Source organism: Plantactinospora veratri (assembly GCF_036421995.1).
Classification (GTDB): Bacteria; Actinomycetota; Actinomycetes; order Mycobacteriales; family Micromonosporaceae; genus Plantactinospora; species Plantactinospora veratri.
This window is the reverse complement of the sequence record NZ_JAZGQL010000036.1, coordinates 104,506-119,273: the sequence shown is the minus strand read 5'-3', so window position 1 is coordinate 119,273 and position 14,768 is coordinate 104,506. Positions and strand designations below refer to the sequence as shown.

11 protein-coding genes and 1 pseudogene are annotated in these 14,768 nt (G+C 72.8%); 4 read left to right on the top strand and 8 right to left on the bottom strand.

Going from position 1 to position 14,768, the window contains the following annotated elements; genetic code table 11:
• Positions 1 to 8: 8 nt before the first annotated feature.
• Positions 9 to 362 (bottom strand): ArsR/SmtB family transcription factor, encoded by a 354-nt coding sequence (locus tag V1634_RS33045; protein WP_331211548.1) that lies wholly within the window; start codon positions 360 to 362, stop codon positions 9 to 11.
• A 141-nt stretch (positions 363 to 503) separates the two neighbouring features.
• Between V1634_RS33045 and V1634_RS33040 the strand changes: the two genes are divergently transcribed.
• Entirely contained in the window at positions 504 to 1,355 is an 852-nt protein-coding gene (locus tag V1634_RS33040) for a PhzF family phenazine biosynthesis protein (RefSeq protein ID WP_331211547.1), read from the top strand.
• Between the two features lie 47 nt (positions 1,356 to 1,402).
• On the opposite strand, the gene V1634_RS33035 is transcribed toward V1634_RS33040, so the two are convergent.
• The 3 genes from V1634_RS33035 to V1634_RS33025 all read right to left on the bottom strand — a co-directional run bounded on the left by V1634_RS33035 (position 1,403) and on the right by V1634_RS33025 (position 4,574).
• Entirely contained in the window at positions 1,403 to 3,061 is a 1,659-nt protein-coding gene (locus V1634_RS33035; RefSeq protein WP_331211546.1) for a thiamine pyrophosphate-binding protein, read from the bottom strand.
• Positions 3,062 to 3,098: 37 nt separating this feature from the next.
• Positions 3,099 to 3,860 (bottom strand): cyclase family protein, encoded by a 762-nt coding sequence (locus tag V1634_RS33030; protein WP_331211545.1) that lies wholly within the window; start codon positions 3,858 to 3,860, stop codon positions 3,099 to 3,101.
• Between the two features lie 192 nt (positions 3,861 to 4,052).
• The gene (locus tag V1634_RS33025) at positions 4,053 to 4,574 is read right to left on the bottom strand and encodes a hypothetical protein (protein WP_331211544.1); all 522 of its coding nucleotides are present in this window, start codon (positions 4,572 to 4,574) and stop codon (positions 4,053 to 4,055) included.
• Positions 4,575 to 4,880: 306 nt separating this feature from the next.
• Between V1634_RS33025 and V1634_RS33020 the strand changes: the two genes are divergently transcribed.
• Positions 4,881 to 6,206, top strand: a complete 1,326-nt coding sequence (locus V1634_RS33020) for an MFS transporter (RefSeq protein WP_331211543.1) — start codon at positions 4,881 to 4,883, stop codon at positions 6,204 to 6,206.
• Positions 6,207 to 6,223: 17 nt separating this feature from the next.
• Here V1634_RS33020 and glgB read toward each other — a convergent pair whose 3' ends face one another.
• From glgB to V1634_RS33000, 4 genes are all read right to left on the bottom strand, one after another.
• Positions 6,224 to 8,335: a 1,4-alpha-glucan branching protein GlgB gene (gene glgB / locus V1634_RS33015; protein WP_331211542.1), complete on the bottom strand. Its 2,112-nt coding sequence runs from the start codon at positions 8,333 to 8,335 to the stop codon at positions 6,224 to 6,226.
• A complete protein-coding gene (locus V1634_RS33010; RefSeq protein ID WP_331211541.1) occupies positions 8,323 to 10,389 on the bottom strand; it encodes an alpha-1,4-glucan--maltose-1-phosphate maltosyltransferase in 2,067 nt (688 codons plus the stop codon). The genes glgB and V1634_RS33010 overlap by 13 nt, the downstream gene beginning before the upstream one ends.
• 67 nt (positions 10,390 to 10,456) lie before the next feature.
• Entirely contained in the window at positions 10,457 to 11,686 is a 1,230-nt protein-coding gene (gene glgA, locus V1634_RS33005) for a glycogen synthase (protein ID WP_331211540.1), read from the bottom strand.
• Between the two features lie 115 nt (positions 11,687 to 11,801).
• Entirely contained in the window at positions 11,802 to 12,443 is a 642-nt protein-coding gene (locus tag V1634_RS33000; RefSeq protein WP_331211539.1) for a LysE/ArgO family amino acid transporter, read from the bottom strand.
• A gap of 72 nt (positions 12,444 to 12,515) precedes the next feature.
• On the opposite strand from V1634_RS33000, the gene V1634_RS32995 reads away from it, so the two are divergent.
• Entirely contained in the window at positions 12,516 to 13,406 is an 891-nt protein-coding gene (locus tag V1634_RS32995; protein ID WP_331211538.1) for a LysR family transcriptional regulator ArgP, read from the top strand.
• A gap of 122 nt (positions 13,407 to 13,528) precedes the next feature.
• Positions 13,529 to 14,767 (top strand): annotated as a pseudogene (gene glgC / locus V1634_RS32990) (glucose-1-phosphate adenylyltransferase); the annotation flags it as partial.
• Position 14,768 lies beyond the last annotated feature (1 nt).

Here is a 14,768-nt window from a genome sequence, read left to right as displayed (position 1 = left end):
GCCGCGTCTCAGCTCTCCCGGGGTGACTCCTCCGCCCGGCGGCGTTCGCGCCTGCCTCGGGCGATCTCGGTGCCGAGGGCGTCCAGCCGCTGGGTCCAGAAGCCCCGGTAGCGTTCCAGCCACCGGTCGATCTCCTGGAGCGGGGCGGGGTCCACCGCGTAGAGCCGCCGGGTGCCGGCGGCGCGTACGGTGGTGAACCCGTTTTCCCGGAGTACCCGCAGGTGTTGCGAGACACCCGGTTGGGAGATCCCGAACTCCTCCTGGACGACCGCGCTGATCTCGCCCGCCGACCGCTCGCCGTCGGCGAGCAGTTCCAGGATCCGCCGCCGGACGGGATCGCCGAGAACGTCGAACGCGTGCACGCCGCCATCCTTTCAGCGCTCACTTATATAACTCAAGTCTAACGTAAATCTGCGGATCGGTCCGGACGACCCTACCGGCCTGACTCCGGCGTCGGTCCGGCCACCGGAACCGCCGACCCGGCCCAGTGGTAGACAGGGGTGATGCGGCTCCGCCTGATCCAGCTCGACGCCTTCGCCGACCGGGTGTTCCAAGGGAACCCGGCGGCCGTGATGCCCCTGCCCGGCTGGCTGCCGGACCCGGTCCTGCAAGCCCTCGCCGAGGAGAACAACCTCTCCGAGACCGCCTTCTACACCGCCGAGTTGCCGGCCGACGCCGACCCCGCACCCGGTGACGACCCCGCCTACCACCTGCGCTGGTTCACCCCGACGGTCGAGGTGGACCTCTGCGGGCACGCGACCCTGGCCACCGCCGGGCAACTCTTCGACGACGTGCACCCGGACGCGTCGCGCCTGCTGTTCTGGACCCGCAGCGGCTGGCTCCCGGTGCGGCGGTCCGACCGGGAGGGCGAACTGGAGCTGGACTTCCCGGCCGGACGGCTGCGGGCCGTACCGGACGGCGACGAGGTCTGCGCCGCCGCCGTGGCAGCGCTCGGCGTCGAACCGGAGCAGCGGTTCCGGGAGACCGACCTGGTCTACGTGCTCCGCAGCGCCGCCGAGGTCCGGGCGGTCACGGCGGACTTCACCAGCCTGGCCCGGCTGCCGGTACGCGGCGCGATCGTCACCGCCCCCGGCGACAGCGACGGCGTCGACTTCGTCAGCCGGTGGTTCGGCGCCGGGGCGGGTGCCTTCGAGGACCCGGTGACCGGCTCCGCACACAGCCAGATCGCGCCGTACTGGGCGGAGCGGCTCGGCCGGGCGACGTTGACCGCCCGGCAGCTCTCCGCCCGGGGCGGCACGGTGCACTGCGCCGTGGACGCCGACCGGGTACGCCTGCGCGGCCGTTACCGCCGCTATCTCGACGGCACCGTCACCATCCCGGACCCGGGCGCCTGACCGGCCGGCGGTGACCCGTGACCGGGGGTGCGTGGCGGTCGCCCGGGTCAGTGGCCGCGGAAGGCCTCCTCCAGCCACCACGCGCCGCGCTCGCTGGTGATCTTCGCGTCGACCACCAGCGGCCGGTCGCGGGGGCCGGCCAGCCAGTCCCGTACCGGGGCGAGGTCGTCGATCCCGCGCACCGTCGCCGCGGCGCAGCCGTACCCTCGGGCGATCGAGGCGAGGTCGGTGTCGGGGAACCGGACCAGGTCCAGCGGGTGACCGTCCGGGCCGAAGTGGTGCACCTCGGCGCCGTACGCCGCGTCGTCGTAGACCACCACCAGCAGGGGCAGGCCGAGCCGGGTCGCGGTGACGAGTTCGGCCGCCGACATCGCGAACCCGCCGTCGCCGAGCGCCGCCACGGTGAGCCGGTCCGGCCGGGCCACGGCGGCGCCGAGCGCGCTGGCCAGTCCCAACCCGACGGACTGGAACGCCTGGGTGAAGCAGAACCCGAGCACGTCCGGCACGGAGAGGAACATCGACGGGTAGCCCATGAAGTTGCCCGAGTCGACCACCACGGTCCGCTCGGCCGGCAGCAGGTCGTCCAGGGCGATGGTCAGGGTACGCGGGTCGACGTGGCCGTCGACGCTCTCGTCCAGATAGGACACGTCCCGCCAGCGCCCCTCGGCGGCGATCCGCCGACGCAGCTCCGGAGTGCGTTGGGTGCCGGCCGACCGGTCGACGGCCGGTTCCCGCTCCAGCCGGCGCAGCGCGTGACGGGCGACCCGGGCCACGTCGCCGCTGACCTGCCGGTCGATCCGGGGGTGCGAGGCGGCACCGACCGGCAGCTCGTCGACCTGGACCACGGTCGCCGACGGGGAGATCAGCCGGCCGTGCCGGGTCGTCCACATGTTCAGCGTGCTGCCCCAGGCGACCACCAGGTCCGCCCCGGCGATCAGTTCGGCGGCGAGCGGGGTGGCGAAGCCGCCCGAGACGTCCAGATACCACGGATCGCCGACGAAGAGTCCCTTGGCGGCGGCCGAGACCGCGAGCAGCGCGCCGCACTCGTCGGCCAGCCGGATCAGCGGCTCGCGGGCACCCCGGGCGCCCCGGCCGGCGACGAAGACCGGCCGCCGGGCGGCGGTCAGGGCCCGGACCAGCGGCTCGACGTCGGGTACCGGCTGGGCCGGCACCGGGACAGCCGGCGCCGGCCAGGGGGTGGGTGGGCCGCTCCACGGTGCCGTCTCGGCGGCCTGCACGTCGAGCGGCAGCCCGAGCACCACCGTCGCGCCCGAGGCCGCCCGCCGGTATGCGGCGTCGACGTCCGGCACGACGTGCTCCCGGCGTACCGGTCGATAGTCGGCGCCGAGCGCCGCCGCCGTCCGTGGCAGGTCGATGAAGAAGTTGGACCGTGGCTCGGTCGCCTCCGGAGCCAGCACCAGCATCGGGGTCCGGCTCTTGGCCGCCTCGACGATCCCGGTCAGCGCGTTGGTCACCCCCGGCCCCTGGTGCACCGAGAGCACCCCGACCTCGCCCGAGGTACGCGCGTAGCCGTCCGCCATGCTCGCCGCGCCGCCCTCGTGCGCGGCGGCGACGAACCGGGCCCCACCGGCGACCAGCGCGTTGGTGACGTGGAAGTTTCCGCTGCCGACCACTCCGAAGACGTGCCGTACCCCGTGCGCGGCGAGCACCCGACCGACCACCTCGGCGACCCGCACGCCCGTCACCCCCCTGTCCCGTCGCCCGCATCCGCCCCGTTGCCCGCTACCGCTCGACCAGGGCGAGTACCCGGCACGGGCTGCCGGAGCCCTGCACGATCGGCAGCGGCCCGGCGACCAGCACCGCACCGGTCGGCGGAAGCTGCGCCAGGTTGCGGAGCTGGGTGAGACCGTACTTGTCCGCGCCGAGCAGGAACGAGTGGCAGGGGAACGGCGGGTCGAACGAGTGCGCGCCCCCGGCGTCGGTCCCGACCGTCTCGACCCCGACACCCTGCACCGGGGACTCCTCGGCGAGCCACCTGGCGCAGGCGGGGGAGATTCCCGGGGTACGGCCGGCGTTGGCGTACCGTGCCGCGTCGTCGCCGTACGCGTCCCAGCCGGTCCGGTAGAGCAGCCAGCCGCCGGCCGGCAGCGGACCGTGCTCCGCCTCCCAGGCCCGGATGTGTTCCACCTCCAGCAGGAAGTCGGGGTCGGCGGCGGCCTCGGCGGTGTGGTCGAGCACCACCGCCGGGGCGATCAGCCGGCTCGGCGGCACCTGCGAGACGTCGTCGCCGTGCTGGCCGCTGACCCAGTGCACCGGCGCGTCGAAGTGCGTGCCGGTGTGCTCGCCGGTGGTGAAGTTGTTCCAGTACCAGGCGGGGCCGCGCTCGTCGTAGCGGCTGATCTCGCTCAGCGCGAACGGGACGGTCTGGCCGAACGGTTCGGGGAGGGTGAGGATCGGCGTCTGCGCCGAGAGCGGGGCGGTGAGGTCCACGACCTCGACCCGGCCGGTGGCGAGCGCGGCAACAAGATCTTGCAGCACGGTCATGGCGAGAACCTACCGGAGTTTCCGCCGAAACCGACCCGCGCGATCGGTCAGGAGTCGTCCCCGTCCGGTGGCCGGCTCCGGTGTACCCGGCGGTCGTCCCGGGGGCGTCGTCCGGCTGGGACGTCGCCCCCGGGACGGGCGGTCGTCGATCGACCGTGACGCGGTCCGGCGGGATCCGCGGCGTCCGGCCGGTCAGCTCCAGTGCAACGAGTAGACCTGGGGTGTTCCGCAGTAGCCGACCGGCGTCGGCAGCGGCGTGGGTGCGTTCGTCGTCGAGGCCCGGCAGACCTGGACGACGAGGGTGTCGACGCCGGTGCCGGGCTCCCGGGGGCCGAGCTGGAAGTTGTACTTCGTGATGTCGTTGTCCACCTTCGTGGTGCCCTCGGCGATGAGGCGGCCGTTGCCGTAGGCGTAGAAGGTGACGAAGCTGAAGAGGCCGTCGTCCCGGCAGATTGGGCCGGGATCGCGCTCGTAGGGGCGGTCGGCGATGGTGCCGGTGACGGTCACCGAGCCGAGTCCGGGAGGTGCGGTGACCGGAAGGAATTCCAGGGTTCCTTCGGCGAGACCGTACCGGCAACTGTCGCCGCTGTCGGCGGCGAACCCTTGCGGGGCGAGGTCGGTGTCGGTGCCGGCCCGGGCGGGGCCGGCAAGGGCGGTGAGGGTGAGCAGGGCGGCGGCGAGTACGACCGCCGACCGGCGGATCGGTCGCGGCATGGCGTACCTCCTGAGTGGATGGACGGTGCGGGTGGCGGTGCCTGCCTCGGTGGCGGTCGGTTGCGGGTCGCGGCGGCCGGGGAGCCCTCGCACGTACGCGGTACGCGGTACGCGGGAGGCGCCGGCCGCCGGTCGGGACGTCGACTCCGCCCGCCCGGCCACCGATGGACATTGTCACACGTCTATCTAACGTTTCGGAGGGCCGACTCCGACAGCGGTGCCGTCGTGCCGACCGGGGCGGTGGTGACCCGGTGGCCGTCCGGGCAGGGTTGACCTCAACCAAGCTCGAGATCCGATCCTGTGCAGATGACCGCCACCCCGGAACACGCCAGCCCGGAACCCGCCGGAACGGCCGCCCGGCACCGGGTCGCGCGTGGTCGCGCCGACCGGTCACCAGGCCCGCCGAGGGGTCCACTCTGGATTCTCCTGCTCGCCTCCACCCTCACCGTGCTGGCCGGAGCGGTGCTGGCACCGGTGGTCGAACTGCTCCGCGCGGACCTCGGGGTCAGTGCCGGTGCGGCCGGACTGGTGCTGACCGCGCACGGGCTCTCGCTGGCCCTCGTCGGCCCCCTGGTCGGCCGGGCGGTCGACCGGTGGGGCGTGCCCGGACCGCTCGCCGCCGGACTCGTCCTCTACGGGGTGGCCGGCGGCGCCGGCCTGCTGCTCGACGACTACCTGGCGCTGGTCGCCAGCCGCCTGGTCTTCGGGATCGGCGCCGCCGCCGTCTTCACCGGCACCACCCTCGGCCTGCTCGACCTCGCGGCGGGATCGGCGGCCCGGGACCGGGTGATGGGCTGGCGAAGCGCCGCGATCAGCCTCGGCGGGGTGCTCTGGCCCCTGCTCGGCGGCGCCCTGGGCACCATCTCCTGGCACGCGCCGTTCGCGGTCTACCTGGTCGGTGTACCGCTCGGTCTGGTCACCCTCCGCGTGCTCTCCACAACGGACGCTCGGCGGCCGGCGCCGGGCACCGCCGCGTCCCGCTCGGAGTCGACCGGTGGTGCGGAGGAGGAGGCGCCGGGCGGCCCCGGCCACGCCCGCCCGGCCCGGCCCGAGCCGCTGCTGCGAGGACGTCCGCGCCTGCTCGGGATCTACGCGCTCCAGGCCGTCGCCACCGCGCTGCTCTACGGGGTACTCGTGTTCCTGCCGCCACGCCTCGCCGAGGTCGGTGTCCGGGACAGCTTCCAGGTCGCGCTCTTCGGCGCACTGCTCTCCCTGGTGATGAGCCTGACCGGGCTGCGGTTCGCCCGGGTTCGGGCCCGACTCGGCTGGTCGGCACTGCTGCTGCTCGCCTTCGGCGCCTGGACCGTGGCGCTGGTACTCCTCGCGCTCGGTACCTCACTGATCCCGCTGCTGCTCGGACCCGCCGTCTTCGGCTTCGGCATGGGACTGGCCGTGCCGGCCCTGACGGTGCTGGCCGCCGAACACGCCCCGGCCGGTCGACGCGGGCAGGCGACCGCGCTGCTCGGTACGGCCACCTTCGGCAGCCAGTTCGGCTCGCCACTGCTCTTCGGGCCGGTCGAGGCGGCCACCTCGACGAGCGGAGTCTTCCTGGCCGCCGCCGCCCTCGCCGCGCTGACCCTGCTGGCGCTGCTCACCACCGGACGCCGCCTCGGCGCCGGGGCTCCCGGCTAGCGCCTCCCGGCCGGTGCTCAGCCCGGACGGAGCCAGAGGACGCCGAGCGGCGGCACCCGCAGCGCCACCGAGGCGGGCAGGCCGTGCCACGGCTGGTCGTCGGCGGTGACCGCGCCCAGGTTGCCGACCCCGGAGCCGCCGTAGCAGTCCGCGTCGGTGTTCAGGATCTCGGACCACCGCCCGGCCAGTGGCAGCCCGATCCGATAGCCCTCGCGCGGCAGCGCGGCGAAGTTCGCCACGCAGACCAGCGGGGAGCCGTCGGCGGCGATCCGGACGAAGGCCAGCGTGTTGTTGGCCGCGTCGTCCGAGACGATCCACCGGAAGCCGGCCGGCACGGTGTCCTGGGACCAGAGCGCCGGGTTGTCCCGGTAACCGCGGTTCAGGTCCCGGAGCAGCCGCTGCACGCCGGCCCGGCCCGGATCGTCGGTCAGCTGCCAGTCCAGCCCCCGGGTCTCGCTCCACTCCCGGTCGTCGCCGAGTTCACAGCCCATGAAGAGCAGTTGCTTGCCCGGGTGCGCCCACATGTACGCCAGCAGTGCGCGTACCCCGGCCAGTTTGCGCCACTGGTCGCCGGGCATCTTGCCGAGCAGCGACCCCTTGCCGTGCACCACCTCGTCGTGGCTGATCGGCAGCAGGTAGTTCTCGCTCCAGGCGTACACCAGGGAGAAGGTCAGCTCGTTGTGGTGGTGCTGCCGGTAGATCGGGTCCCTGCCGAGATAGCTCAGGGTGTCGTGCATCCAGCCCATGTTCCACTTGAAGCCGAAACCGAGCCCGCCCGAGTCGGTCGACCGGGTCACCCCCGGCCAGGCCGTCGACTCCTCGGCCACCATCAGCACACCCGGATGATGCCGGTAGACGGTCGCGTTGACCTCCTGGAGCAGTGCGATCGCCTCCAGGTTCTCCCGACCGCCGTGCGCGTTCGGCAGCCACTCACCGTCGGATCGGGAATAGTCCAGATAGAGCATCGAGGCGACGGCGTCCACCCGCAGACCGTCCACATGGAACTCTTCGCACCAGTAGAGGGCGTTCGCCACCAGGAAGTTGCGGACCTCGGGCCGGCCGTAGTCGAAGACGTACGTGCCCCAGTCCGGATGCTCGCCACGACGTGGGTCGGGGTGTTCGTAGAGCGGGGTGCCGTCGAACCGGGCCAGCGCCCAGTCGTCGCGGGGGAAGTGTGCCGGCACCCAGTCCAGCAGCACCCCGATGCCGGCGGCGTGCAGCCGGTCCACCAGGTGCCGGAAGTCGTCGGGGTCGCCGAAGCGAGCGGTCGGGGCGTAGTAGCCGGTCACCTGGTAGCCCCAGGATCCGCCGAACGGATGCTCCATCACCGGCAGGAACTCCACGTGCGTGAAGCCCAGGTCGAGCACGTACGCGGTGAGCTGGTCGGCAAGCTCCCGATAGGACAGACCCGGCCGCCACGAGCCGAGGTGCACCTCGTAGACGCTGATCGGCTCCTGGTGCGGTTGCCGCCGGGCCCGCCCGGCCAGCCAGTCGGCGTCGGACCACTCGTAGCCGGACCCGTCGTCGACCACCGAGGCGGTGGCGGGTGGCACCTCGGTACGCCGGGCCAGCGGATCCGCCTTGTCCCGCCACTGCCCGTCCCGGGCGAGGATCCGGTATTTGTACCGCTGCCCGGGTGCCGCCTCCGGTACGAAGATCTCCCAGACCCCGCTGCTGCCCAGTGACCGCATCGGCCAGCCCTCGTGCGCGCCCCAGCCGGTGAAGTCACCGACCACCCGGACGCCCTGGGCGTTCGGCGCCCAGACCGCGAACGACACCCCGCCGCCGTCGCCCGACCGGGCGCCGAGCGCCGTCCAGAGCCGCTCGTGCCGGCCCTCGGCGATCAGGTGCAGGTCCAGCTCCCCGACCGACGGCGGGAAGCGGTACGGGTCGTCGCGCGGTTCGCCGCCGTCCACCACCACCCGGTAGTCGAGCACCGTGCCGGGGACCCTCGCCTCGAAGACCCCCTCGTCGTGCACCCGGCGCATCGGCTGCCGTTCCCCGCCGACCAGCAGCTCGACGGTGCCGGCGCCCCGGCGCAGCGTACGGATCACCGTGCTGTCGCCGTCCGGATGGGCACCGAGCAGGGCGTGCGGGTCGTGTGCCGTACCGGCGATCAGCTCGTCCATCCCAGCCCCTCCCCTCCGACGGGGGCCCCGGTGCGGTCGGCTCCGGCCCCGCCCCCGGTCCCGGCTTCGGAGGCGTCTCCCGGCGGGTCGTCCTGCCGGTGCACCGTGAAGACGTGTGCGGGGACGAGGAACGGGTCGAGCCGGACGGCGTTGTGCTGCCCCCAGTCGTAGCGGGCGCCGGTCAGCTCGTCGTGCACGGTGAACCGCTCGTGCCAGTCGAAGCCGAGCGCCGGCATCTCCAGCACGGTGTTGCCCCACTGCACCTGCCCGGGATCGACCGAGCAGACCACCAGTACCGTGTTGCCGGTCTGCTCGTCCCGTTTCGACCAGCAGAGCAGCGCCGGGTTGTCGATCTCGTGGAAGACCAGGTTGCGCAGCCAGTGCAGCGCCGGGTTCGCCCGCCGGATGGCGTTGAGCCGGGCCAGGAACGGGGCCAGCGAGCGCCCCTCCGCCTCGGCCGCTGCCCAGTCCCGGGGGCGCAGCTCGAACTTCTCGTTGTCGAGGTACTCCTCGGCGCCCGGTCGGGCCAGGTGCTCGAAGAGTTCGTAGCCGGCGTAGATCCCCCAGGAGGGCGAGAGCAGGCTGGCCAGTACCGCCCGGATCTTGAACATCGGCGGCCCGCAGTGCTGGAGGTGTTCCGGCAGGATGTCCGGGGTGTTGGGCCAGAAGTTCGGCCGCATGTGGTCGGCCGCCGCCACCAGCTCGGTGCAGTACTCCCGCAGCTCCGCCGGGCTGGTCCGCCAGGCGAAGTAGGTGTAGGACTGGGTGAAGCCGATCTTGCCGAGCCCGTGCATCACCGCCGGTCGGGTGAACGCCTCGGCCAGGAAGAGCACGTCCGGGTCGTGCCGCTTGACCTCCCAGATCAGCCAGTGCCAGAAGTCGAACGGCTTGGTGTGCGGGTTGTCCACCCGGAAGATCCGGACGCCCTGCTCCACCCAGTGCAGCACCACCCGCAGCACCTCGGCCCGGAGCCCCTCCGGGTCGTTGTCGAAGTTGATCGGATAGATGTCCTCGTATTTCTTCGGCGGGTTCTCGGCGTACGCGATCGACCCGTCCGCCCGGGTGGTGAACCACTCCGGATGCGCGGTCACCCACGGGTGGTCCGGTGCGGCCTGGAGCGCGAGGTCCATCGCCACCTCCAGACCGACCTCCCCGGCGGCGGCGACGAACGCCCGGAAGTCGTCGAGCGTGCCCAGGTCCGGGTGGATGGCGTCGTGCCCGCCCTCGGCCGCGCCGATCGCCCACGGCGAGCCGACGTCGTCGGGTCCGGCGACCAGGGCGGCGTTGCGGCCCTTCCGGTTGACCCGGCCGATCGGGTGGATCGGCGGCAGGTAGAGCACGTCGAAGCCCATCGCGGCGACCCCGGGCAGCCGCTCGGCCGCGGTGCGGAAGGTGCCGGACCGGGCGGGCCGGCCGTCGGCGGCCAGCACCGCACCCTCGGAGCGCGGGAAGAACTCGTACCAGGCCGAGAAGAGCGCCCGCTGCCGGTCCACCCAGACGGGCTGGGCCGGTGCGGCGGTCAGCAGCGTCCGGACCGGATGCGTCCAGAGCAGGTCCGCCAGCTCCAGCGCCGGGGAGACCCGCTCGGGCAGCGGCCGTTCGCCGTCCCGCAGTGCCGTGGCGGCACCGAGGACCCGGTCCCGGTCCGCCTCCGGTACGCCGTCGGCGGCCCGGTCCAGCAGGTCGGCGCCCTCGGCCAGGTCGTTGGCGAGGTCGTCCGCGCCCTGCCCGGCGTCGATCTTCTTGACGACGGCGTTCCGCCAGGTCAGGTAGGGATCGTCGAACGCCTGCACGGTGAAGCTCCACTCGCCCACCGCATCGGGGCGGATGGTGGCGTGCCAGCGGTCGTCGAAATGCGGTCCGGGGCGCATCCGGACCACCGGCCGCTGCACACCGTCCGGGCCACGCCAGGCGACCTGGCAGCCCATCGCCGTGTGTCCCTCCCGGTACGACCGGGCGGTCACCGGGACCAGTTCCCCCACCACCGCCTTGGCCGGGTAGCGACCGCCAGCCACGGACGGCGTCACGTCCTCGATCGGGATCCGTCCACTCACCCTGCCCAACCTACTGGCAATGATCGACGCCCGCCCGCCAGACAATTCCCGCGCCGGCCGGCGGTGGTCAGCGGCCGAGGGCTTCCCGGTAGACCGCAAGGGTCCGGTCGGCGATGGCGTCCCAGGAGAAGTGTTCGACCGCCCGGCGGCGACCGGCCCGGCCCAGCTCGACGGCGCGTTTCGGGTCGTCGAGCAGTTCGGTGATCGCGTCGGCGAGGTCGGCGACGAAGCGTTCCGGGTCGAGCGGGGTGCCGGTGCCGTCGCTGGCCTGGGCGATCGGCACCAGCAGGCCGGTGGAGCCGTCCGCGACCACCTCGGGGATGCCGCCGGTGGCGGTCGCCACCACCGCGGTCTCGCAGGCCATCGCCTCCAGGTTGACGATGCCCATCGGCTCGTAGACGGACGGGCAGACGAAGACGGTGCTGTGACTGAGGATCTGGATCACCTCGGGCTTGGGCAGCATCTCGGCAACCCAGACCACCCCCTCCCGGCTGCCCCGCAGCTCGGTGACCAGCTCCTCCACCTCGGCGGCGATCTCCGCCGTGTCCGGGGCGCCGGCCAGCAGCACGAGCTGGGCCTCCGCCGGCAGCCGGCGCGCCGCCCGGAGCAGGTACGGCAGGCCCTTCTGCCGGGTGATCCGGCCGACGTACGTCACGCTGGGCCGCCGCGGGTCGATGCCGAGCCGGTCCAGCACCTCGGTGCCGGAGTCGGGGGCGTACTGGTGGGTGTCGATGCCGTTGTGCACCACCCGCACCCGGTCCGGGGAGACCGCCGGATAGGCGGCCAGCAGGTCGCGCATCATCCCGGCGGAGACCGCGATCACCGCGTCGGCGGCCTCCAGCGCGGTCCGCTCGCACCACGAGGAGAGCACGTACCCGCCGCCGAGCTGCTCGGCCTTCCACGGCCGCAGTGGTTCCAGGCTGTGCACGGTCACCACGTGCGGCACCCCGTGCAGCAGCTTGGCGACGTGTCCGGCGAGGTTGGCGTACCAGGTGTGGCTGTGCACGACGTCGGTGCCGACCGTACCGGCCGCCATCGCCAGGTCCACCCCCATGGTGCGCAGGGCGGCGTTCGCGTGCGCCAGCTCCGCCGGCTCCGGATACGCGGTGACGCCCGGCTCGGCGTACGGGGGCTGGCGGGGCGCGCCGAAGCAGTGCACCCGGGTGTCGGCGCGGGAACGCAGCTCCCGGGCGAGGTACTCGACGTGCACCCCCGCCCCGCCGTACACCTCCGGGGGGTACTCCCGGGTCAGCAGGTCGACCCGAAGCCGCCGATCACCAGCTGCCGATTCCGTCACAGCCGGCACCCTAGCCCAGCCCACCCCGATCCGCCCGGGGGAGCCCGCCGCTACTTCCGGGCAGCGGCGGCCCCGGCCGCGGCCGGGAGCACCCTTTCCGGGAAGGAGCCGGAGGTCACCCCTTCAGCACCAGGCTGATGCCGATGGTGAGCATGGTGGTGGCGATCAGGGCGTCCAGGATGCGCCAGGCGAGGGGGCGGGCGAAGGCGCGGCCGAGGCGTCGGGCGCCGTAGCCGAGGGCGGCGAACCAGACGAGGCTGGCGAGCGCGGCCCCGGCCCCGAACGACCACCGGCCGGACGGGCCGTGGGTGTTGGCGATCGAGCCGAGCAGCAGGACGGTGTCCAGGTAGACGTGTGGATTGAGCCAGGTCATCGCCAGCACGGTGAGTACGGCCGTGCGCGCCGGCACGCCGCTGCCGCCGTTGCCGGCCTGGAGGCTCTGGGCGCCGAAGGCCCGGCGGGCGGCGAGCAGGCCGTAACCGACCAGGAAGGCGGCACCGGCCCAGCGGACCACGGTGATCACGGCCGGGGCGCGTTCGACCACCGCCCCGATCCCGGTGATGCCGGCCAGGATGAGTACCGCGTCCGAGACGGCGCAGATCACCACGATCGGGAGTACGTGTTCGGCGCGTGCCCCCTGGCGGAGCACGTACGCGTTCTGGGCGCCGATCGCCACGATCAGGGACAGACCGACGCCGAATCCGGTGAGGAGCAGCGGCACCGGGCCGGGCGGGACGGCGGTGGAGGAGAGGATCACGGCCTCGACCATAGGGAAGCCGGCCAGATCACTCCAGCTAATCATTCTTATGATCCATTAGGATTGCTTACCATGGACCTCCAGTTGGAGCAGCTCCGCACCTTCGTCGCCGTCGTCGACCACGGCTCGTTCGAGGCGGCGGCCCGGCGGCTGCACGTCACACCCTCGGCGGTGAGCCAGCGGATGAAGGCGCTGGAGAGCACCCTCGGCCGGGTGCTGGTCGAGCGCGGCAAGCCGGCCCGCCCCACCCCGTCCGGTCAGGTCGTGCTCCGGCTGGCCCGCCAGGTCGCGCTGCTGGTCACCGACGCGCTCGGCGAACTGGGCCAGGACCCGGCCGAGCCGGCGGAGTTCAGCCGGATCCCGATCGTGGTCAACGGCGACTCGTTGAACACCTGGGTGCTCCCGGCGCTGGCCGCCGCCGCCCGCGAACGGATCTGTGTCGACCTCTACCGCGAGGACCAGGACCACTCCGTCGAACTGCTCCGCCAGGGTACGGCGATGGCGGCGATCACCTCGGAGTCCCGCCCGGTGCAGGGCTGTGCGGTACGCCCGCTCGGCCGGATGTGCTACCGCCCGATGGCCAGTCCGGAGTTCGTCCGGACCTGGCTGCCGGAGGGCCCGACGCTGGATGCGCTGGCCCGCGCCCCGATGGTGGTCTTCGACCGCCGGGACGACCTCCAGGAGCGCTACCTCCGGCAGCGGTCCCGTCGGTCCTGGAACCCGCCGCGCCACTACGTCCCGTCCTCCGGGGACTTCCCCGAGGCGATCCGGCTCGGGCTCGGCTGGGGAATGGTGCCGCCCCAGCAGAGCGACCGCTACCCGGCCGGCGACCTGGTGCCGATCGACCCGGCGGCGGTGGTCGAGGTCCCGCTCTACTGGCAGCAGTGGCGGCTCGACTCCCGACTCCTCGGTGTACTGGCCGACCGCGTCGCCGAGGCGGCTGCCGAGGCCCTCGACCGGTGACCGTCGCGGCGCCTCGGCCGGCGACGGACGGGGCGGTGGAGTCGGGCGAATCGGGCCGTTGAAGATCTTGGTGGGACGAAGCAGACGAGCCCCGTGCGGCGGACTGCCGGCTCCGTTACCGTCGTGACATGTCAGCCAAGGTCCTCGCGATCGTCCTGGCCGGGGGAGAGGGCAAGCGACTGATGCCCCTGACCGCAGACCGGGCCAAGCCCGCCGTCCCGTTCGGCGGCATGTACCGCATGATCGATTTTGTGCTGTCCAACCTGGCCAATGGCGGGTTCCTGAAGATCGTGGTGCTGACGCAGTACAAGTCGCACTCGCTGGACCGGCACGTCACCAAGACCTGGCGGATGTCGAACCTGCTCGGCAACTACGTGACGCCGGTACCGGCGCAGCAGCGCCGCGGCCCGTGGTGGTTCGCCGGTTCGGCCGACGCGATCTACCAGAGCTTCAACCTGATCAACGACGAGCAGCCGGACTACGTCATCGTGTTCGGCGCCGACCACATCTACCGGATGGACCCCCGGCAGATGCTGGAGCAGCACATCTCTTCCGGCGCCGGGGTGACGGTCGCCGGCATCCGCCAGCCGCTCGCCGCCGCCGACCAGTTCGGCGTGATCGAGGTCGGCTCGGACGGCCGGCGGATCCAGGCGTTCCGCGAGAAGCCGACCGACGCCAAGGGCCTGCCGGACTCGCCCGACGAGATCTACGCGTCGATGGGCAACTACGTCTTCACCACCAGGGTGCTCTGCGAGGCGGTGGAGACCGACGCGGCCGACCGGACCAGCAAGCACGACATGGGCGGCAGCATCATCCCGATGCTGGTCGAGCGGGGCGAGGCGAACGTCTACGACTTCCGCGACAACGAGGTGCCGGGCAGCACCGACCGGGACCGGGCGTACTGGCGGGACGTGGGGACGCTGGACTCGTTCTACGAGGCGCACATGGACCTGATCGCCGTACACCCGGTCTTCAACCTCTACAACTACGAGTGGCCGATCTACACCGACCACCCGCCGTGGCCGCCGGCCAAGTTCGTGCACGACCTGGAGGAGCGGGTCGGCCGGGCGGTGGATTCGATGATCTCCCCGGGGGTGGTGATCTCGGGCGCCCTGGTGGAGAACTCGGTCGTCTCGCCGAATGTCCGGGTGCACTCCTGGGCCCACGTGGAAGGCTCGGTGGTGATGGAGGGTGTGGAGATCGGCCGGCACGCCGTCGTCCGCAACGCCATCCTCGACAAGAACGTGGTGGTGCCGGAGGGCGCGGAGATCGGCGTGGACCTGGACCGCGACCGTGAGCGGTACACGGTCTCCGACCGTGGCATCGTGGTCGTCGGCAAGGGGCAGCGCGTCGAGCCCTGAC

Bases quoted from the DNA above. Each gene is read 5' to 3' on its own strand.
- V1634_RS33040 (WP_331211547.1), top strand. From the start codon at position 504: ATGCGGCTCCGCCTGATCCAGCTCGACGCCTTCGCCGACCGGGTGTTC.
- V1634_RS33030 (WP_331211545.1), bottom strand. From the start codon at position 3,860: ATGACCGTGCTGCAAGATCTTGTTGCCGCGCTCGCCACCGGCCGGGTC.
- V1634_RS33025 (WP_331211544.1), bottom strand. From the start codon at position 4,574: ATGCCGCGACCGATCCGCCGGTCGGCGGTCGTACTCGCCGCCGCCCTG.
- V1634_RS33020 (WP_331211543.1), top strand. From the start codon at position 4,881: ATGACCGCCACCCCGGAACACGCCAGCCCGGAACCCGCCGGAACGGCC.
- glgB (WP_331211542.1), bottom strand. From the start codon at position 8,335: ATGGACGAGCTGATCGCCGGTACGGCACACGACCCGCACGCCCTGCTC.
- V1634_RS32995 (WP_331211538.1), top strand. From the start codon at position 12,516: ATGGACCTCCAGTTGGAGCAGCTCCGCACCTTCGTCGCCGTCGTCGAC.